The organism is Mucilaginibacter sp. SG538B (genome assembly GCF_013376065.1).
In the GTDB taxonomy this organism is placed as follows: domain Bacteria; phylum Bacteroidota; class Bacteroidia; order Sphingobacteriales; family Sphingobacteriaceae; genus Mucilaginibacter; species Mucilaginibacter rubeus.
This window is the reverse complement of record NZ_JABMJI010000002.1, coordinates 1,469,368-1,488,388: the sequence shown is the minus strand read 5'-3', so window position 1 is coordinate 1,488,388 and position 19,021 is coordinate 1,469,368. Positions and strand designations below refer to the sequence as shown.

Below are 19,021 nucleotides of genomic sequence, written 5' to 3'. Positions count from 1 at the left end.
ATTGACAAATGGCCACGAGGTAAAAGTCGTGACATGGCAACAGAATACCGCAGCCTTTTTATTCTAATCGACTTAATATATTCAGTGCCGTTTAAAGAATTCAGCCATTTGTGCCAAACCAGTTTTTGAAAACATTCTCTCCGAATTTTCCAGCGTGTCTTTTGTGGCTTTAGCTCCTCTTGCAACCATTTCTTTTTCAAAATGGGCAATCGCCGTTTTGATATCCGTAAATTGATTCCCGGTTAAACATTCGGCCAGTTCAAATGAATCCTGCAATGCCACATTAGCACCTTCGCCCGCATATGGTGGCATCCGGTGCGCGGCATCCCCAATCATTGTAAGGCTCTCATCCGTTTCCCAGCTTTGATTTAATGGGAAATAATATTGCGGACGGGGAATGAAACAAACCACCTCATTTGTAAAAAACTCATGCCATTCATCGCTCCAGCTGGCAAAATCTTTCTTAAACCATTCAAAAACTTCCTCTCTGTTATTGAAATTAATGCCGCTTTGTTCCAGCCAGTTTTCGGGTGTTTTAAAATTCACCACAAACATAATTGAGCCATCGGCTTTTGTGCCATAACCTACAAATCGCCCGTCATCAAACGCCATTACTTTTCCTCCTTTTGCAAAGGAAAAAAGTTTTGGGGTGTATTTTTCAGCGTTGTAAATATTGCCTTCAATCAGCGTGATACCTGAATAAACCGGTTCAACGTCACTTAAATAAGGCCGCACTTTTGAATTGGCTCCGTCAGCCGCAATTATCAGATCGGCATAGGCGTTCGATCCGTTTTTAAAAAACAAACGCCAGCCTTTTCTTTCTCTTTCCATTGAAATGAAATGGCTGTCCCATACCACGGTATCATGCTGCAATGAGTTCAATAAAATATCCCGCAAAGGCGCACGGTCTATTTCGGGGCGGGTTTCCGCGGTAATAGTCGCAAAGTTGTGGTCATCAAATGTAATATTGAGCATCCTGTCCACAAGCAGCATCTTACTTGCTACAGGACGGTGGTATTTATAAAATTCATCCAGCAAACCGCTCCGCTTCAGCGCTTCCAGTCCTGTGCCTTCATGCAGGTCGAGCGTGGCGCCCTGCACCCGTACATTTCTGTCCATATCCCTTTCATATACTTTTACATTTGCACCTTTAAGTTGTAAAAGCCTTGCTAAGGCCAACCCCGCCGGTCCGCCGCCTACTATAGCAACCTGTTTATTATCTAATAACATAATTTTCCATCGTTTAATTACGATGCAAAATTATTTCTGCCTGATGGCCGATAATAGTATAAATCGGTCGTTTTTGTTTTTGGATAATTCTTTGGGTACAACGCCCGAAAACTTTTTCACTTCTTTGATAAAGTGGTTCTGGTCAAAAAAGTTCTCCTCCGGAAACAGCCGGCCGTCTGCAATATGCTCCAACGAGGCGCGGAAACGAAGAATATTGCAATAAGCTTTAAGTGAGATCCCGAATTGCTGATTAAAGTAGCGATTTATCTGCCGGCTGCTCCAAAACGCTTTTTCGGAAAGCTCTTTAACCGTGATCCTCCCTTTCGTTAGATAAATCAGTTCAAACAATTTTCGTTTACGTTCATCTATGCCTTCCGGAATAAGTGATCTGATCTTTTGCGTTGCTTTTTCAACAAAGCAGTCAAAATCCAGCAAATCGTTTTCTGTAAACCCCCAATAGCCTTCCGGTAAAAATCTGCCACCGTTTACTATATCGGCAATGGCCTCTCCAAAAATATACTCAACGGCAAGCAATTTGAAGCTAATGCAGAATATTACGCTATTGGCCGAAACTTTGGCCTGTTCAAACTGGGTTAGTCCTCCAAGCTGTGCAATACTAAAAGGCTGTGTAGCGGATTTAAAAAGCAATATATCAATAAGTCCGTCGGGTAACCCCGTTGTATCTTTATCGGCGTCCGATAGGTTACGTAAAAACCAAAAACTATCAACAAAATCCGAAAGTGGTTTACCGGGCTTAACAATTCTGTATTCCAGGTTATTGCTCATAGCTTTTGTGAATTGCGGTGTTGTATTGTAAATCCGCTGTTTACCTTTGATTTACCTGCGGTTTAATTATTAAGCAGCAGGTAAACTTAAATAAAATGTGGTTCCTGTGCCCATAGTTGTTTCAAACCAAATTTTGCCGTTGGCATTTTCAATAGAGTTTTTGATGAATGCAAGGCCTAAACCCGTTCCGGAGCTTTTGGTGGTAAAGTTTGGCTCAAAGATCTTTTCACGCATCTCTTCCGGAATCCCGTTACCGTTATCTTTGATGGTAAGCAGGATGTTTTTGCTGGTTACCAGGTAATTGATATCTATGATGCACTTCCTGTCTTGAGGGGTGGCTTCAATAGCATTTTTCAACAGGTTATTAAAACAGCGCAATAGCTGGTCGCGGTCGGCATTGATAATGAACGAATTCTCTGGTTGCAGATAGGTGATCTGCACATTATCCATCTGTTTAAAAATGGTAACTGCCTGGTTCAACATATCAAAAATATTGATCTGCTCAATGCGGGTATCCGGCATCTTGGCAAATGCCGAAAACTCCGACGCTATCGACGACAGGCTTTCAATCTGCTCCACAAATGACTTGCTGAAACGTTCAAATTTTTGATCAAACCTGGGATCTTTGTCCTTCCATGATTTATCAAGCAGTTGTAAGCCCAGTTTTAGCGGCGTTAGCGGGTTTTTAATTTCATGCGCAACCTGCTTGGCCATTTCGCGCCAGGCGCTTTCGCGTTCGGATTGTGCCAGCCGCTGGGCACTGTTTTCAAGGGCCGATATCATTTTGTTATACTCCTTAACCAATGCGCCGATCTCGTCATCGCGCGACCATTTGATGTGTTCGTTCTTTTTACCGTAGATGGTTTTGCTGAGGCTTTGTTGTATAAAGTTTAAGGGCGCGGTTATCTGCCTTGCTATAATAATGGCAAACAAGCCAATTGCTATAAAAACAATGGCGTAAACGTTTATCATCACGTTAAGCAATGAGCTTATGCGCTCGCGGTAATCGGCTTCATTACTAAAATAAGGCAGCTGGATATAGGCAACCGTTTTGTTTGATGCAGTAAGGGTTACCGGGGCATAGGCCGCTTTATAGCTCAGTTCGCCAATTTTCTCGTCGTTTACGAACTCGGTTTTTTGCAATTTGCTCAAAAAGATGAATGCACGGGCGTTCATCCGTTTTGCCACGAGGCCGTTTTCATAAATTTTAGGCTGAGTGGTTAGTAAGGGAACACCGTTGGTATCAAACAAAGTAAGATCGGTTGCGTAAGTATTGGCCAATTCATTAAAATGAACCTGGCTCTCCTCATTGAGATGCTCAACATACTGGGTAAAAAGGCCGTTTTCAAATGCCGATGCTATACGGGTTATTTTATCCCTGATCATTTTTTCCTGCTGGGTATAGTACTGGTTACTGATGGATAAAAAAGTAATAAAACCAACAAGCACCAGGGTAACCACTACGGCCAGGATCATCGAGATCTGGATGCGGGTTTTATACAATACCTTATCAAAATTTATCCTGAAGTTTATCTTCAGCCCGTCTTCGGCTATGTTAAAGATCTTGATGCGGGCCCATGACCATTTTAAAGTGATGATAACCGCGCTGAATATCAGTATAACCACCAAAAAGAAGGTGAGCGAAGTAACCGCATAGTAAAGTGAGTTTTCCTCCCTGCTAACAACAATCAGGTTTCTTTCACTGGGCCTGTATATCAGGTGATTGTATGTTGTAAAGCTTTCGTACCAGGCAGTGCTGTGGTTTTGCGTGGTTTTTTCGGTGTATTTTTTCAGGTCGCCTTTAAACTCCCTGTTATCGAGCGAGTAAACATAGGTGCCGCGCTGGCTCAGCAATTTATTATCGCTATAAAAGGCGTATGAATAATCTTTAAAGTCATTTTCAGGGCTTATGTTGCCGTCAATCAATAACTCGGGGAAAGCGCCCGATAATTGCAGTGGTTTTGATTTAAGCTCAATTACAATAGTGCCCAATTGCTTATTACTGGTATTTACAGGCAGTATGGCAAAGTAATTCTGGTACCCGAATGATTCATTTTCGCGGTAAAAATAGTCGGATACCTTAAATGAGCTATATAATACGAGGTCTTTAAACACACTCAGCGAGTAGTTTTTATCTGCCGATGTAGGTTCATCATTGGCATCAAATTCATGAACTTTAAACTCGTACTTTGACAGGTAGCCATCAAAATAAAGTTTTTGGAAACGGGTTTTTAGATAATCGCCGTTGTGCAGGCCATTGATAAAATAGCGTACTATGGCCGTATCCGTTATAATTTGATTTTCTATCCTTTTAAAAATATAATCGGCTGTGGCATCATCCGGGATCTCCAGTTTTTGTACCAGGGCTTTCCGGGTTTCGTGCTCTTTCAGATCTTCAAAATGATTAAGCTTAATGGCCGCTATCAGGGCACAAATAAACACGATACCTAAAAACGATGTGGCAAAAAGCTGCCCTTTATAGTAAATAAAACTATAGCCCCTTATCAGTACCAACAGTGCCCACAATATGTAAAACAGCGTAAATTCATGAAAATAGGCAAATACGACGGTAGCCATGATAATTCCGGACAAAAACAGGAATAACTGGTGCGTTCGGGGTACGTTAAGCTTCAGACATATGGTTAAAATGATTTCATTGAGCAGGTAAAATATCAAAAAGCTAAAACACAGCATTAATACCCCCAATATGCTGAACCCCGTTAAGCTGAGTACATTGTTTACATCAAAATTGATTTTTGAGTTGATAACCAGGCCATGAAACAAACGCAATAACGATGTTGACACCCCTATAAGCGTTAAAATAGCAACAACCACAATAACATAGCCGGCAGTTTTGCTCTGTACATTGGTTAAAAACCTGCGGCGCTGCCTGTACACAAAGGCTACAAACCAAAAAATGACCAGGATATTGATACAAAAATCGCCCAGCGAAGGATAAACCAGGCTTGAGCCATAAAATGCCGGATTGAAAATGCTAAGCTTATACGTAAAATCGGGCAGGTTATAATGCAGGTTAACAAACCTGAACAGCGCAATATATAAAGCAAGAAATATGATAGATAATACCACATACCCTTTTGATGCCACGTAATTGCAAATATTATGCATCAGTACACAAAGCGTAATGGCGGTGAGTATCCAAAATGAAAGTTCATAATAAACAAAATCATTATTGGCGTCATTATTTTTAAGCTTTACCGAAAACAGGTAATCGTTATCGCTGCTATGAACTTCATAAACGTTGACATCTGTAAAATCGGCTATATCAATGTTATCATCATCGAGCAGATCCCTGGCAAATTTGTTTTGAAGGTATTTGTTCTGGAACGCGTAATTGATCTTAACCGGAATAAAGAAGATAACGGAAAAATTTCCCTCCGTTTTCCGGAACGTTTCATAATACCCATTGGGCTGCTTAATAAAGGAATAACCATCTTTAATGGTATTGGTACTATCGGGCAATACTTTTATGCCACTCCAAAAGCTTAATTTATTATTGGTTAAGGTTATAAACCAAATGTTGTTTTGGGTGGTAAAATTTTCAATAGCATTAATAGCGTCCTGCTCATTATTGCGCAGGTTCATCATCTTTTTAAAACGTTCGGTGCCGTTAAGCTGCTTATTTATAAACGCTTCTTTGTTATGGAGGTTGTCTTCCAGTATCCGGGCAGACTGCACAAGGCTGTTTACGGGCGTATATGTTTTTTGAACAATAACGGCCGTAAGCAGCAAACTAAGCCCTAAAAGGGCAAGCAATAGGCGTATTTTTCCGGAAGTAGTCAAGATGTTGCTATACTATGGATTTTTTGTTTAATACAAGCCTATAACAAAAATAAAAGCCACATGTTGTATGTGGCTTTTAAAAATTATTGCGGTAACGCGGCGCTTGCAGTTTCAACGGTTTTATCAACCTTTTTAACAAGGCCCTGCAGTACGTTGCCCGGCCCTACTTCGGTAAATGAGGTGGCACCATCTTCAAGCATATGCATTACGGTTTGTGTCCACCTAACGGCACCGGTAAGCTGGGCTATCAGGTTATGTTTAATCAGTTCAGGATCGGTATATGGCTTGGCATCTATGTTTTGATAGATGGGGCAAATGGGGGCTTTGATCTCGGTAGCCACAATCGCGGCCTCCAGTTCAACCCTCGCGGCTTCCATTAACGGCGAATGGAACGCTCCGCCTACCTTGAGCTTCAGGGCACGTTTTGCACCGGCTTCGGTCATCTTAATACAGGCCTCGTCAATACCGGCAATGGAGCCCGATATCACCAGCTGGCCTGGGCAGTTGTAATTTGCAGGCACAACAACCTCGCTTATGCGCTGGCAAATGTCTTCTACCGTAAAATCATCAAGGCCTAAAATAGCAGCCATGGTTGATGGTTGTATTTCACAAGCTTTTTGCATAGCGTTGGCACGTGCTGCTACCAAACGCAAGCCATCTTCAAATGACAAAGCACCCGCGGCTACCAGGGCCGAAAATTCACCCAGGGAGTGGCCCGCAACCATTTCGGGCTTAAAATCATCACCCAAAACTGTGGCCAAAATGGTTGAATGTAAGTAAATAGCAGGCTGGGTAACGCTGGTTTGCACCAGGTCATCGGCTGTGCCTTCAAACATTACATCAGTAATGCGGAAACCCAGGATTTCGTTGGCTTTTTCAAACAGCTCACGTGCTTTTTCTGATTGATTGTACAGGTCCTTGCCCATACCCGGAAACTGGGCGCCCTGGCCCGGGAAAATATATGCTTTCATCTTAGAGATTAGAGGTTAGTTAATTAGAGATTAGTTGTATACGATTAAAGGCGGGAATCTGATTAGGTTTTTAAAAACTAATCTCTGATCTCCAACCTCTAATCTCTCCCCAACGGGGCTTAACTTAACTTCGAACTTATCAAATTCAAAAATTCTGTCCTGGTTTTTTCTTTCAGGAACTCGCCGGTAAAGGCCGATGTGGTGGTTACCGAGTTTTGTTTTTGTACGCCGCGCATGCTCATGCACAGGTGGCGGCATTCAATTACCACACCAACGCCTACAGGGTTAAGTGTTTGCTGAATACAATCGCGGATCTCGTTTGTTAAACGTTCCTGCACCTGCAAACGGCGGGCAAATACATCAACAACTCTTGGAATCTTACTTAAGCCCACTACATGCCCGTTAGGGATGTAGGCAACGTGCGCCTTGCCAAAAAAGGGTAGCATATGGTGCTCGCACATCGAATAAACTTCAATGTCTTTTACTACAACCATCTGGCTGTAATCTTCCCTGAATTTGGCCGAGTTCAGGATCTCTTCGGCATTAAGTTCATAACCATGGGTTAAATAAAGCATGGCTTTGGCAACGCGCTCGGGGGTTTTTAACAAGCCCTCACGTGCGGCATCTTCGCCTATTTGCTTTAATACGTTATGGTAGTTATCTTTCAAACTATCAATCCGGTCCTGGTTATAACGATCTATTTTAATGTATCCGCCGAAATCGTCATCGTCGGTATCCTGGCTAAATTGTGAGTCGCTCATTATATAAAATTAACCGCCAAAATACTCGGCAGAATTATTTTCAGTTTCGTAAAGCTTAACCGAATGTAAAAACACCCCCTCGTAAGCTTCAATAGGTCCTTTTAACTGGTTAAAGATCTCAATGCACAGCAACTCGGTCGATGCCATTTTGCCCGCCATAAAATCAACATCTTTATTGATGTTTTTATGGTCAAGCTTTTCGATAACGTACTCGTTGATAATTATCTTCAGCTCTTTTAAGTCGATAAGATAGCCTGTGGCGTGCGTGACTTCGCCCTTTACAGTTACAAACAGGTTGTAATTGTGACCATGCCAGTTGGGGTTGGCGCATTTGCCAAACACCTCAAAGTTTTTTTCAGCGCTCCATTCCTCACGGTACATCCGGTGAGCGGCATTAAAATGTTCCTTGCGCGTTATATGTATCATCATAACAAAAGTGGGTGCAAATATACAAAACAAAAACAGGGTAGTTGTTTTATATTAGCCGTCAAAATAATGCAATATGCTTATACTCATTGTTGCAGCTACCAAATTTGAGGTTGCCCCTCTCGTAAATCAATTGGGCAATAAGGTTGATGTACTGATAACCGGTACAGGCATGGTACCAACAGCCTTTGGCATGGCCCGGCAATTAAGCAACCATACCTATGATCTTGTACTCAATTTGGGCATAGCAGGCAGTTTCGACCGTAATTTCCATTTAGGCGATGTGCTGGAAATAACCGAAGATACCTTTGCTGAGCTTGGCGCACAGGATGACGAAGCTTTTATCCCCATTGATATGCTTGGCTTTGGCGAGAGTGTTTTTTTGCCCACAACATCGCTTGAGCAGGTTTATCCAAACTTTTTTCTGAAAAAGGCAAAGGCTATAACCGTTAATATGGTGCACGGCCACGAGCCATCCATCCAAAAAGTACAGCAAAGGTTAAACCCGCAATTGGAAAGCATGGAAGGCGCGGCTTTTTTTTACGCCTGCCGGCAGATGAACGTACCGGGTATGCAAATCAGGGCAGTGTCAAATTATGTTGAGAAACGTAATCGTGAGGCCTGGAACATTGGGCTGGCCATTAAAAATCTGAATACATTTGCCGTCGACCTGGTGAGCCAGATCATTAACAGTTAATACTACCCGCATGAAACTTACGCTCGGATTTTCGCCCTGCCCTAACGATACATTTATTTTCGATGCCCTCATTCACCATAAAATTGACACTGAAGGCCTGGAGTTTGAAGTATTTTATGATGATGTGGAAACGCTTAACCAAAAAGCCTTCCGCGGTGAGCTGGATATCACTAAGCTAAGCTACCACGCCTTTGCTTACGTTACTGATAAATATGTGCTGCTTGACTCGGGCAGCGCGCTGGGTTTTGGTGTAGGGCCATTGTTGATTTCGAATCTGGAAATTTCGATTTCGGATTTGGAGAAAAACCTGATCCACGATCCGAAATCAGGAAGCCGAAACCCATTGATTGGCATTCCGGGCAAATATACTACAGCCAACTTTTTATTAGGCCTTGCCTTTCCTGAAGCTACCAACAAGCAGGTAATGGTATTTTCAGAAATTGAAGATGCTTTGCTTGATAACCGTATAGATATTGGTTTGATCATTCACGAAAACCGTTTCACCTACCAGGATAAAGGCCTCAAAAAAATCATCGATCTTGGCGACTACTGGGAAAAACGTACAGGCTGTGCAATTCCATTGGGTGGCATTGTAGCTAACCGCAATTTACCGTTGGATGTTCAGCATAAAATTAACCGGGTGCTGCGTAAATCGGTGGAGTTTGCTTTTGCTAATCCAAAATCCGGTTTAGCGTTTATTAAACAACATGCCCAGGAAATGAGCGAAGAAGTGATGTATAAACACATCGAACTTTATGTAAACCAATACTCAATTGAACTTGGCGAGGAAGGACGTAAAGCTATTAACCTGATGTTTGATACTGCATTGGAGAAAGGGATTATACCGGAGGTGAAGCAGGGTATATTTTTGACTGATTAGTCTAACTGCATTGCTTCCAAAAACAAAAGAGGGACTCACCAAAATGCGTCCCTCTTTTGTTTATATCTATCCAATCAGCTATCAATACAATAAAGCATCATAAGGATACCTTTCAGTATGTATAGCCTTCACTTCCTTATAAAGCAAGGCCCTGAACTCCTCCACATTTTCCTTTTTAGTTGCCGAAATAAATATGGCTGGTGCATTGTTCTTCGCCATCCAGCTTTGTTTAAAGTCTTCCAGCGTTAATGGCTCTTCCTGATGTGGTACCTGGTGATCTTCGGGTTTAAAGGCATCTATCTTGTTAAACACAGTAATAATGCGTTTATCAATAGCGCCGATATCTTTGAGGGTTTCGTTAACCGTACGGATCTGATCTTCAAAATTTGGGTGCGAAATATCCACTACATGGATCAGGATATCGGCTTCTCGGGTTTCGTCAAGCGTCGATTTAAAACATTCAACCAAATGGTGCGGTAACTTACGGATAAACCCTACCGTGTCCGACATCAGGAAGGGCAGGTTCTCAATCACGACTTTCCTTACGGTGGTATCCAGTGTAGCAAACAGTTTATTTTCGGCAAACACTTCCGATTTGGCAATCATGTTCATGATAGTCGATTTACCTACGTTGGTATAACCAACCAATGCTGTACGTACAAGCTGATGGCGATTTTTGCGCTGGGTCTCGTTCTGTTTATCTATCTGCCTTAGTTTATCCTTTAACAGTGAGATCTTATTCAGGATCAAACGACGGTCGGTTTCAATTTGCGACTCGCCCGGGCCACGCATACCAATACCACCTTTCTGGCGTTCAAGGTGGGTCCAGAGGCGGGTAAGGCGGGGCAATAGGTATTGCAATTGGGCAAGCTCAACCTGCGTTTTAGCTTGTGCTGTTTGGGCACGGCTTGCAAAAATATCCAGGATGAGGTTATTCCTGTCCAGGATCTTTACCTGCAGTTCGTTCTCAATATTACGCAGTTGCGATGGCGAAAGGCCATCATCAAAAATAACTATATCAATTTCTTCTTCTTTAACGTAGGCTTTAATATCTTCCAGTTTACCTGAGCCAACAAAAGTTGCCCTGTCCGGGCGCTGTAGTTTTTGAGTGAAATGGCTCACCGTTAACGCTCCCGCGGTGCTGGCCAAAAACTCGAGCTCTTCCAGGTGTTCCTTCTCAATCTCGTCGGTTTCATTGGGCGTTATTACACCTACAAGTACCGCTTTTTCCTGCTTCACAGCAGTATCATAAAATTTTTGTTTCATTAATTACAGTATATCAATCCAAATGCCAGTTAAATAAATGTACGTAAACGGGGCTATGAAATAAAATTTTAATGTCAAAATAACATACGCGGGAATAAATTCATGACAGGAACTTTCATTATGAAAAATTAAATTAAAATGACTAAAAAAATTTGCTTTTAAATATTCCGGTAATTGTTATTTTTGATGTGATTAAACCTCATCACGATGAACAGGCTCTTACTGCTGCTTGGAGCAGCCCTATTTGCGTTACCGGTTACCGCTCAAAAAAAAACCGCCCCCCCTTCTAAAGTTTTACCTTTTGGCAAAATTGAAATTGCCGACCTTGAAATGGCCAAATGCGATTTTGAGCCCGATGCCAATGCCGAAGTTCTTTTTAACAAAGGCGATGTTTATTACGATAGTTCATTTGACATTAGCGGCGAGTACCACAAACGGATCAAGATTTTTAACGATAATGGTAAAGATGAAGCCAACATCCGTATTGAATATTACGGCGGTAACCGGCTGGAATATATTACCGACGTGCAAGCCGAAACCATTAACCTGGTTAACGGAAAGCCCGAAATAACCAAACTGGATAAAAAACTTATCTATACCCAAACCATTGATAAGGTACGCAATGCCATTGTATTTTCAATGCCCAACGTTAAAGCGGGGTCGGTAATTGAATACAAGTATAAATATCATACTGTTTCGATAAGCAATTTCCCGTCGTGGGATTTTCAGCAAAAAATACCGGTGCGGTACAGCGAGTTGGATACGTCTATTCCCGATCTGTTGTATTTCCGCACGGTGAACCACGTTTGGATGCCTTATTCAAAAGCAACCCATGATTCAGAAGCCCGCACCATGCCCGGCACAAATCCTTTATCATATAATGATGAAAAAGATTTTAGGGTTATGGAAAACATCCCTTCGCTGCATGATGAGCCTTACATGCGCTCATATACCGACAATATCATGTCGTTACAGTTTAACCTTACTTCTGTAAAATCAAGCTATGGCTTTTACAAGTCATATTCAGATACCTGGGCTAAAGTGGGCGGCATTATTGCCGATGATGAAGATTTTGGCGGCCAGTTAAAACGTAAATTAAAAGACGAAGAGCCTATTATCACCAAAGCTAAAACCTTTAAAACTGATGATGAAAAAATAGCTTACGTTTTTAACCAGGTAAAAACCCTCATGAAATGGGATGGCGTTGACCGCTGGTATACCAACGATGGTACTTACCGGGCCTGGGAAAAGAAAACGGGCAATTCGGCCGAGGTAAATATTATTTTATACCACCTGCTTAAGCAATCGGGCATTAAGGAAATCTACCCAATGATTGTGAGCACCCGCGAACACGGAAAAGTGAACCGCTTCAACACCTCGCTTTCGCAGTTTAACCGTGCAGTGGTTTATATTCCTGTTGATAGCACAAAAGAGTACATACTTGATGCTACAAACAAATACAATTTATATAATGAAACACCCGATATGCTACTGAATTCATCGGGTTTGTATATTGATAAGCAGGCTAACACTTATGATATGCTCTATATTACAAAAGCAGTTCCGGCCAGGCAGGTGGTCATGATCAATGCCGACATTAGGGCGGATAGCAAAATGACCGGAACCGCAGATATCAGCAGCTTCAGCTACCACAAAATAAGCAGTGTTGAACGTTATAAAACCGATGGTGAAAAAAAATATATCGACTACATAAAGGCCAACGATAACAACCTTAAAATATCATCATTAAAAATGAAGGATATGGAGTCAGATACCCTGCCACTGGTACAAAATATAGCTTTTGACCTGGAGCTCACCGGTTCCGACGGAACATATATTTATTTTAACCCCAACCTTTTTACCCCTATACGTACCAACCCTTTCCTGAGCGAAAAGCGCGCTACTGATATTGATTTTGGGCATCGTAACAGGTATGAGATAAACGGTACCTACAAAATTCCGACAGGTTATAAAGTTGATGCGCTGCCAAAAAGCATACGCATGGTTATGCCCGATCAAAGTATAAGCCTTAAACGTTTTATTGCCGAACAGGATGGAATGATTGTAGTGCGATATGTTATATCATACGAAAAGGCTTTTTACGAAAAAGAAAGTTATCCTGAGCTGAGAGAGTTCTACAAACAAATGCAGGATATGCTTACTGAGCAGATAGTACTTAAAAAAGCCTGATCGAAAACATGAGCACTACATATTTTTACAGACTGCTAACTATTGCAGGCATTGTCATTTTATCAATCAAAAGCTATGGACAGGATAAAAATCTCCCGAAAGAATTTTATATAGCATCAACCATCCCCGATTCATTAAAGGGAGAAGCAAATTCGGTTGTGCGGTATTCTTCAGACGAGGTTACCGTAAAAGCAGCTGGTAAAATGACGCTAAAGCATCACGCCATCATTACTGTTTTAAATGAAAAAGGTGATGCCGCTGCTCAACTTGGCCTGGGTTACGATAAAAAATTCAGCAGTGTTGATAACGTGCAAATGCTGGTTTACAACGCTGATGGAACGATGATAAAAAAATATCACAAGAGCGATTTTTATGATTATGCCGCTACCGATGGGATCTCGATTGTAACGGACGACCGGATGCTGGCCATAAAACATCCGATATCTGCATATCCAACTACTATAGAGGTAATTTTTGAGGAGGATATGAACAGCTTTCTTGATCTTGGTGAATGGGAGATCCAACGATCTGAAAGGGCCGTCCAAAACGCGGAGTATACTGTCCTGGTCAATCCTTCGGTAGGCTTCAGGTACATGAATAAGAATACCACCATCAAGCCCGAAAAAACACCTGCCGGAGAGTTTGAAAAGTACACCTGGCATGTAAAAAATTTAAAAGCTATAAAGCCCGAAGACGATGCTGAATCATGGCAGGTTATGCCGCGGATCATGTTTGCAGCAAACTCATTCCAGTTTGGTGGTATTCCCGGCGATATCAGCACCTGGCAAAATTTTGGCAAATGGCTGCAGGCCCTCAATGCAGACGTATGCTCGCTTAGTCCGGAGCGGATAGCCGAGGTTAAAAAAATGACGGCCGACTTTAAAACAGACAAAGAGAAAGCCAGATTTTTATACCAATACATGCAGCAAAACATGCGTTATGTAAGTATCCAGCTCGGCATTGGGGGTTTAAAGCCATTCCCGGCTACATTTGTCGACCAGAAAAAGTATGGCGATTGCAAGGCCTTATCAAACTACATGTATGCCTTATTAAAGGCAGCTGATATTCCATCGTATTATGCCATAATAAACGCAGGCTCAAACGAAGAGCCCGCTGATCCTGCATTTCCAAGCGATCCCTTTAATCACATTATTTTATGTGTACCTTTTAAAGGTGATACTACCTGGCTTGAGTGTACCAATATGCAAAAGCCTTTTGGCAAGCTCGGGCCGTTTACCGAAAACAGGTACGCCCTGCTGGTAACTGAAGATGGAGGCAAACTGGTTAAAACTCCGCGCAGTACAGATATTGACAACCAGTTTAATAGCGAAGCGCATGTGGTACTTGACGCGGATGGCGGCGCAAAGGCAACACTTAAAATTTTAAGCACAGGCGAATACCGCGATGATTACCTGGGTATAGCCGCCTTAAAAACCGACGAGCAAAAACAGGTACTCATCAAGATGCTGAACATGAAGCAGCCATCAGTTTTTGAGTTCAAGCCATCAACAGATAAAGACGGCATAAAAGAACTGGACATTGAGCTGGAGTACGATAAATTTTGCGATGTATCGGCGGGCAACAAGCAGTTTTACAAACCCCGTGTTTTTGATCTGTGGAAAACAACCGTACCCATACTTGAAAAACGAAAAAGCGATTTTTTCTTTGAAATTCCCATGTTAAAAACATGCGTTACCACCATTGATTTGCCTGCCGGCTTTGAAATTGATGCTTTGCCTACCGATCAAAGCCTTAAATTTACTTACGGCACTTATGATGTTAAGTATGTTTATGACACAACTAAAAACCAGGTGGTAAGCACTACCAAATTCAACTTAAAAAACCATGTGATCCCAGCCGCCAAATACACCGAATTGCAGGTTTATCTGGATGCGATAGCCAAAGCCCAAAATAAAAAGCTGGTGATCCGCCGTAAAGCATAAATTTGCGCCTGATGATATTCAGGCTCGACGAACGTTTAATATTTCCAAAGCCCGATCTGGCCGAACCAGACGGGCTTTTGGCTGTTGGCGGCGATTTGAGTACCAAACGGTTATTGCTGGCCTATCAAAACGGCATTTTCCCCTGGTATAGTGATGATACACCTATCCTGTGGTATTCGCCTCATGAGCGGTTTGTTTTATTTCCTGATGAGTTGAAAGTATCCAAATCCATGCGGCAGATATTACGCTCCGGCAAACTGAAGGTTACTGTTGATACCTGCTTTAACGATGTCATAACAGCCTGTTCAACCGCTCCGCGTGAAGGGCAGGACGGCACCTGGATAGTGCCCGATATGATATCCGCTTATAACCGTCTGCATTTGGAAGGCTATGCCCATTCGGTTGAAGTATGGCAGGATGACAAGCTGGTCGGCGGCCTTTACGGTGTACACGTAGGTGATGTTTTTTGTGGTGAGAGTATGTTTAGCCGCGTCAGCAACGCTTCAAAAACAGCACTCATCTATCTGTGCAATACAGGGCTGTACAAGCTTATCGATTGCCAGGTACACACCGGTCATCTCGAATCGCTTGGAGCAAGGATGATAAGCCGGGAGCAATATATGGATGTATTGCTAAATAATTTAGTTTGATTAGTTACCTTTGAGCCATATGCAGCAGGTGGTAAATTTAAAGGAAAGGATCATTTTAGGTATCGACCCCGGCACAGCCGTTATGGGTTACGGACTGCTAAAGGAAACCGGCCCTAAAATTGAGCTGCTTGCTATGGGGGTAGTAAAAATGCCCGTTACCGACGATCATATGCTTAAGCTGCAGCGCATCTTCGAAAAAACCGTTGCCCTTATAGATAACTACCACCCCGATTGCCTGGCTATTGAAGCCCCTTTTTACGGCAAAAATATACAGGTGATGCTGAAACTCGGTCGCGCGCAGGGAATGGCCATAGCAGCGGCATTATCGCGCAATGTAGACATCACCGAATATGCTCCCCGCAAAATAAAACAATCTATAACCGGTAATGGCAATGCTACCAAAGAACAGGTAGCTGCCATGCTGCAAAGCCTATTAAAGTTCAAGGAAACCCCCGATTTTCTGGATGCTACCGATGGTTTGGCTGTAGCTGTTTGCCATTCATTTCAGCGGATCCCTACGGGTTCGGGTTCCGGAAACCCGGGCTCTAAAAAATCATATTCAGGTTGGGATACTTTTGTGAAAGACAATGCCAAGCGCGTTGTGAAGTGAGACCATCTGATTTTTCCACCTTATTATTCCAAATAAAAAGCAGAAGACTTAAGAAGTTTTGAAACTTCGTAAGTCTGAATTATAACGAACATTTGTCATGCTGAGTGTTTAAACCCGTGGACTCTGAAGGTGACAAAAGACGGCCTGTCAGTCTGAGCCTGTCGAAGACTCGCGCGCAGAGGCCTGCCCACTATGCTTCGACGGGCTCAGCATGACCCATTTTTTATTTTTGTCATGGGTAACTTGTTTCAGCACCCCACTCGCTAAGCAGCCATGCTAAGCAAAGCGACTACCTGTCCTGTGGGATGCCGAAATAAATTCGGCATGACGATGGAGCATGTTATTTCTCCTTCAGAGACCCGTATTTTAACTCCTACCCATGACGCAGTGGAGACGCGCCTTTACGGCTTCACCACACTTTTCACATACTTATCCACACGCCCGTCTTTAATCACCCCTTTCCAGTTTAAGCCAAAACCGAAATCATATTTATTGCCCTGCTCGTCAACATAGCATTTCATATCGTGCGGCACATCCTCAAACTGAGCTTCAACGGCTTTCATATCAACCGGCATTTGCAGCGGCAATAATGCAGATGGTTCGGTTTTACCGGTCATGATATCAAGTGAAGCCTGGCCTTGCACGCCGAAATCAACGATGATGGCATTGGCATCCTTTTCAAATTCAGCAAATACCATCGGATTGCTCATATTAACAGATACAATAACCGGCTTCCCTTTCATTTTGGCATAAGTATCGGTAACCATAGCCAAATCGGTAACATTAATAGCAGTGCTTGATTTACCCTTGTAAGTACGGTTGGTAAATTTCTCCAGCGGGTCGCCACCTGCTATACTGGTAGCGCGGGCATCGGTGGCCGTGTATGCTCCGTATTGCAGGTTAACCGGTACATATCCTGTTCCTCCGTTTTTGGCATCGGCGCTGTTATAACCGCCGCCACTGTTGGGGCTGGCTATGAATACCAAGGCATAGTCGGCCTCATCAGGGTTATCGGTTACTTTAAAATACTTTTTAACAGTTTCCATATTTACAGGATATTCCAATTTTTCAGGTGTCTCCATTCCCAAAAAATTCCTGCCTGCCGGAGTAAATTTTTTAGGTACATATACCGTTTTGCCGCTTTGCAAAGGCAAAATGTTAGCCTTGTTTTTCAGCATTACTATGGATTTAAGCTGGGCCTGGTAACCTGCATCCATAAACTCAGGCTTGCCAACAACTTGTTTGGAAACTTCAGGTTCCAGGTAAGGGTTTTCAAACAAGCCAGTCCTGAAAATATTGCGCAATAACCTCACTGCCGATTGCTCAAACCTTGCCCGCATAAACGCTTCGCCATGTTCTTTTATGCCTATCTGGTATGCTTCAACAACCGGGGCAACCTCATTATTGCCGCCAAACTGATCAACACCCGCCATCAGCACCTTGTAATGGCGCTGCGCTATAGAAAGGCCTTCTACGCCCCATGATTTGCCCGAAAGGAAGGAATCAACCGTAGTTTCATCGCCGGTAACCAGCCAGTCGGTACAAACTACGCCATCGTATTTGTATTTTTTACGGAGGAGGTCGTTAATAATATAGGAGTTATAATTATTGGCGACGTTTTCGTGGTTTTTGATATCCTGGTTATAGGAGATGGTATAATAAGGCATCACGGCCGCAGCCATGCCGGTTTTACCCTGCAGCTTAAATGCGCCCTCGGTAAAAGGGATCAAATGTTGCTTAAAATTATTGCCCGGATAAACCGCATACTTGCCATAAGCATAATGCGCATCCCTGCCACCCTCTCCTGCACCGCCGCCTGGCCAGTGTTTAACCATAGCGTTTACGCTGTTATAACCCCAGCCATTTTTAATTTCCTTTTCGGCAGCCGAGGTTTGGAAGCCATCAATATAAGCACGGGCCATATCGGCAGCTAACTGCGGATCTTCGCCAAAAGTGCCGCTAACACGTGCCCAGCGTGGATCTGTAGCGATATCAACCTGCGGCGAAAGTGCTGTTGAGATACCTAAAGCCCGGTATTCCTGCGCAGCTATATGCCCAAAGTTTTTCACCACTTCAGGATCAAAGGTTGCAGCCAATCCAAGCGAGCCCGGCCACATGGAAATAGCCCCTCCTGCCCCGGCATTGTATTCGGCAGTAGCCACGGTGCCATGCCGGGGATCGGAACTGTTATTGTTGGGAATACCCAAACCCAGACCTTCTACAAAAGCCTGCGCGTTATTATTCCATTGCGCGGCTATTTCAGGACTTTGTACAGATGTTACCAGCACATGCCTTACATTATCCTTAGCCAAAAACTGCTTCTGCTGATCAGATAGGTCGGACGCTTTAGCGCCACTTTCAGTAAAAACCTTGTTGTTATAAGTACCTGCAAACGGACCACCTGCCGCCGCCGGGATAGGCTGGTGACGACTGTACAACATTAAACCAGCTATTTGCTCCACGCTCATTTTTGAGGCGAGGTCTTTAGCGCGTTCATCAACCGGCAAGCGCCAGTCTTCGTACTTATCCAGCTTGCCGTTCTTGTTCAGATCTTTAAAAGCAAAGCCATCAACGGTTAATATTTTCACACCCGATGTAGTAGCGTAGCCCAGGTTTTGCCCGCCTGTATTAGTAACAAAAGCAATATCGCCCGCTTTTCTTTCTGTCCACTTAGTTTGTGCTATAGCAGCGGTTGCCGGCAGCAGGACCAGCAAGGTTATCAGTTTAATTGGTTTGGCCATAATCCTTCATGATTCAGGTTAAAGAAAAAAGCCCCTGCAAAAAATATTGCAGAGGCCGAGGTTGGT

General features: G+C 43.1%; 14 protein-coding genes. 6 read left to right on the top strand and 8 right to left on the bottom strand.

The features are described 5' to 3' along the window. Positions 1 to 81: 81 nt before the first annotated feature. The 6 genes from FHW88_RS15990 to FHW88_RS15965 all read right to left on the bottom strand — a co-directional run bounded on the left by FHW88_RS15990 (position 82) and on the right by FHW88_RS15965 (position 7,978). Complete coding sequence (locus FHW88_RS15990; RefSeq protein WP_176626710.1) at positions 82 to 1,230, bottom strand: FAD-dependent oxidoreductase; 1,149 nt, start codon at positions 1,228 to 1,230, stop codon at positions 82 to 84. Positions 1,231 to 1,260: 30 nt separating this feature from the next. Further along, the gene (locus tag FHW88_RS15985) at positions 1,261 to 2,016 is read right to left on the bottom strand and encodes a helix-turn-helix domain-containing protein (protein WP_176626708.1); all 756 of its coding nucleotides are present in this window, start codon (positions 2,014 to 2,016) and stop codon (positions 1,261 to 1,263) included. Positions 2,017 to 2,085: 69 nt separating this feature from the next. Continuing rightward, positions 2,086 to 5,820 carry an ATP-binding protein gene (locus FHW88_RS15980; RefSeq protein WP_139160075.1) on the bottom strand — a complete coding sequence of 1,245 codons (3,735 nt, stop codon included), beginning with the start codon at positions 5,818 to 5,820 and terminating at the stop codon, positions 2,086 to 2,088. 83 nt (positions 5,821 to 5,903) lie between these two features. Continuing rightward, positions 5,904 to 6,791: an ACP S-malonyltransferase gene (gene fabD / locus FHW88_RS15975; RefSeq protein WP_090534523.1), complete on the bottom strand. Its 888-nt coding sequence runs from the start codon at positions 6,789 to 6,791 to the stop codon at positions 5,904 to 5,906. Between the two features lie 119 nt (positions 6,792 to 6,910). Then, positions 6,911 to 7,552: a GTP cyclohydrolase I FolE gene (folE, locus tag FHW88_RS15970; protein ID WP_090534521.1), complete on the bottom strand. Its 642-nt coding sequence runs from the start codon at positions 7,550 to 7,552 to the stop codon at positions 6,911 to 6,913. A gap of 9 nt (positions 7,553 to 7,561) precedes the next feature. Next, positions 7,562 to 7,978: a 6-pyruvoyl trahydropterin synthase family protein gene (locus FHW88_RS15965; protein ID WP_090534603.1), complete on the bottom strand. Its 417-nt coding sequence runs from the start codon at positions 7,976 to 7,978 to the stop codon at positions 7,562 to 7,564. A gap of 76 nt (positions 7,979 to 8,054) precedes the next feature. Between FHW88_RS15965 and mqnB the strand changes: the two genes are divergently transcribed. Next, positions 8,055 to 8,675, top strand: a complete 621-nt coding sequence (mqnB, locus tag FHW88_RS15960; protein WP_090534519.1) for a futalosine hydrolase — start codon at positions 8,055 to 8,057, stop codon at positions 8,673 to 8,675. A 10-nt stretch (positions 8,676 to 8,685) separates the two neighbouring features. Continuing rightward, a complete protein-coding gene (locus FHW88_RS15955; protein WP_090534517.1) occupies positions 8,686 to 9,555 on the top strand; it encodes a menaquinone biosynthesis family protein in 870 nt (289 codons plus the stop codon). A gap of 81 nt (positions 9,556 to 9,636) precedes the next feature. On the opposite strand, the gene hflX is transcribed toward FHW88_RS15955, so the two are convergent. After that, complete coding sequence (gene hflX / locus FHW88_RS15950) at positions 9,637 to 10,821, bottom strand: GTPase HflX (protein WP_090534515.1); 1,185 nt, start codon at positions 10,819 to 10,821, stop codon at positions 9,637 to 9,639. A gap of 207 nt (positions 10,822 to 11,028) precedes the next feature. Here hflX and FHW88_RS15945 point away from each other — a divergent pair, with 207 nt between their 5' ends. The 4 genes from FHW88_RS15945 to ruvC are packed head-to-tail and all read left to right on the top strand — an operon-like array spanning position 11,029 to position 16,214. Next, positions 11,029 to 13,011: a DUF3857 domain-containing protein gene (locus tag FHW88_RS15945; protein ID WP_176626706.1), complete on the top strand. Its 1,983-nt coding sequence runs from the start codon at positions 11,029 to 11,031 to the stop codon at positions 13,009 to 13,011. Positions 13,012 to 13,019: 8 nt separating this feature from the next. Further along, the gene (locus tag FHW88_RS15940; RefSeq protein WP_176626704.1) at positions 13,020 to 14,954 is read left to right on the top strand and encodes a DUF3857 domain-containing transglutaminase family protein; all 1,935 of its coding nucleotides are present in this window, start codon (positions 13,020 to 13,022) and stop codon (positions 14,952 to 14,954) included. Between the two features lie 11 nt (positions 14,955 to 14,965). Beyond that, positions 14,966 to 15,604 (top strand): leucyl/phenylalanyl-tRNA--protein transferase, encoded by a 639-nt coding sequence (gene aat, locus FHW88_RS15935; RefSeq protein ID WP_176626703.1) that lies wholly within the window; start codon positions 14,966 to 14,968, stop codon positions 15,602 to 15,604. A gap of 19 nt (positions 15,605 to 15,623) precedes the next feature. Further along, positions 15,624 to 16,214 (top strand): crossover junction endodeoxyribonuclease RuvC, encoded by a 591-nt coding sequence (ruvC, locus tag FHW88_RS15930; protein ID WP_176626701.1) that lies wholly within the window; start codon positions 15,624 to 15,626, stop codon positions 16,212 to 16,214. A gap of 401 nt (positions 16,215 to 16,615) precedes the next feature. On the opposite strand, the gene FHW88_RS15925 is transcribed toward ruvC, so the two are convergent. Then, positions 16,616 to 18,955: a glycoside hydrolase family 3 protein gene (locus FHW88_RS15925; RefSeq protein ID WP_176626699.1), complete on the bottom strand. Its 2,340-nt coding sequence runs from the start codon at positions 18,953 to 18,955 to the stop codon at positions 16,616 to 16,618. Positions 18,956 to 19,021 lie beyond the last annotated feature (66 nt).

Bases quoted from the DNA above. Each gene is read 5' to 3' on its own strand.
- FHW88_RS15925 (WP_176626699.1), bottom strand. From the start codon at position 18,955: ATGGCCAAACCAATTAAACTGATAACCTTGCTGGTCCTGCTGCCGGCA.
- FHW88_RS15940 (WP_176626704.1), top strand. From the start codon at position 13,020: ATGAGCACTACATATTTTTACAGACTGCTAACTATTGCAGGCATTGTC.
- fabD (WP_090534523.1), bottom strand. From the start codon at position 6,791: ATGAAAGCATATATTTTCCCGGGCCAGGGCGCCCAGTTTCCGGGTATG.
- FHW88_RS15985 (WP_176626708.1), bottom strand. From the start codon at position 2,016: ATGAGCAATAACCTGGAATACAGAATTGTTAAGCCCGGTAAACCACTT.
- folE (WP_090534521.1), bottom strand. From the start codon at position 7,552: ATGAGCGACTCACAATTTAGCCAGGATACCGACGATGACGATTTCGGC.
- ruvC (WP_176626701.1), top strand. From the start codon at position 15,624: ATGCAGCAGGTGGTAAATTTAAAGGAAAGGATCATTTTAGGTATCGAC.
- mqnB (WP_090534519.1), top strand. From the start codon at position 8,055: ATGCTTATACTCATTGTTGCAGCTACCAAATTTGAGGTTGCCCCTCTC.
- hflX (WP_090534515.1), bottom strand. From the start codon at position 10,821: ATGAAACAAAAATTTTATGATACTGCTGTGAAGCAGGAAAAAGCGGTA.
- FHW88_RS15990 (WP_176626710.1), bottom strand. From the start codon at position 1,230: ATGTTATTAGATAATAAACAGGTTGCTATAGTAGGCGGCGGACCGGCG.
- aat (WP_176626703.1), top strand. From the start codon at position 14,966: ATGATATTCAGGCTCGACGAACGTTTAATATTTCCAAAGCCCGATCTG.
- FHW88_RS15955 (WP_090534517.1), top strand. From the start codon at position 8,686: ATGAAACTTACGCTCGGATTTTCGCCCTGCCCTAACGATACATTTATT.
- FHW88_RS15945 (WP_176626706.1), top strand. From the start codon at position 11,029: ATGAACAGGCTCTTACTGCTGCTTGGAGCAGCCCTATTTGCGTTACCG.
- FHW88_RS15965 (WP_090534603.1), bottom strand. From the start codon at position 7,978: ATGATACATATAACGCGCAAGGAACATTTTAATGCCGCTCACCGGATG.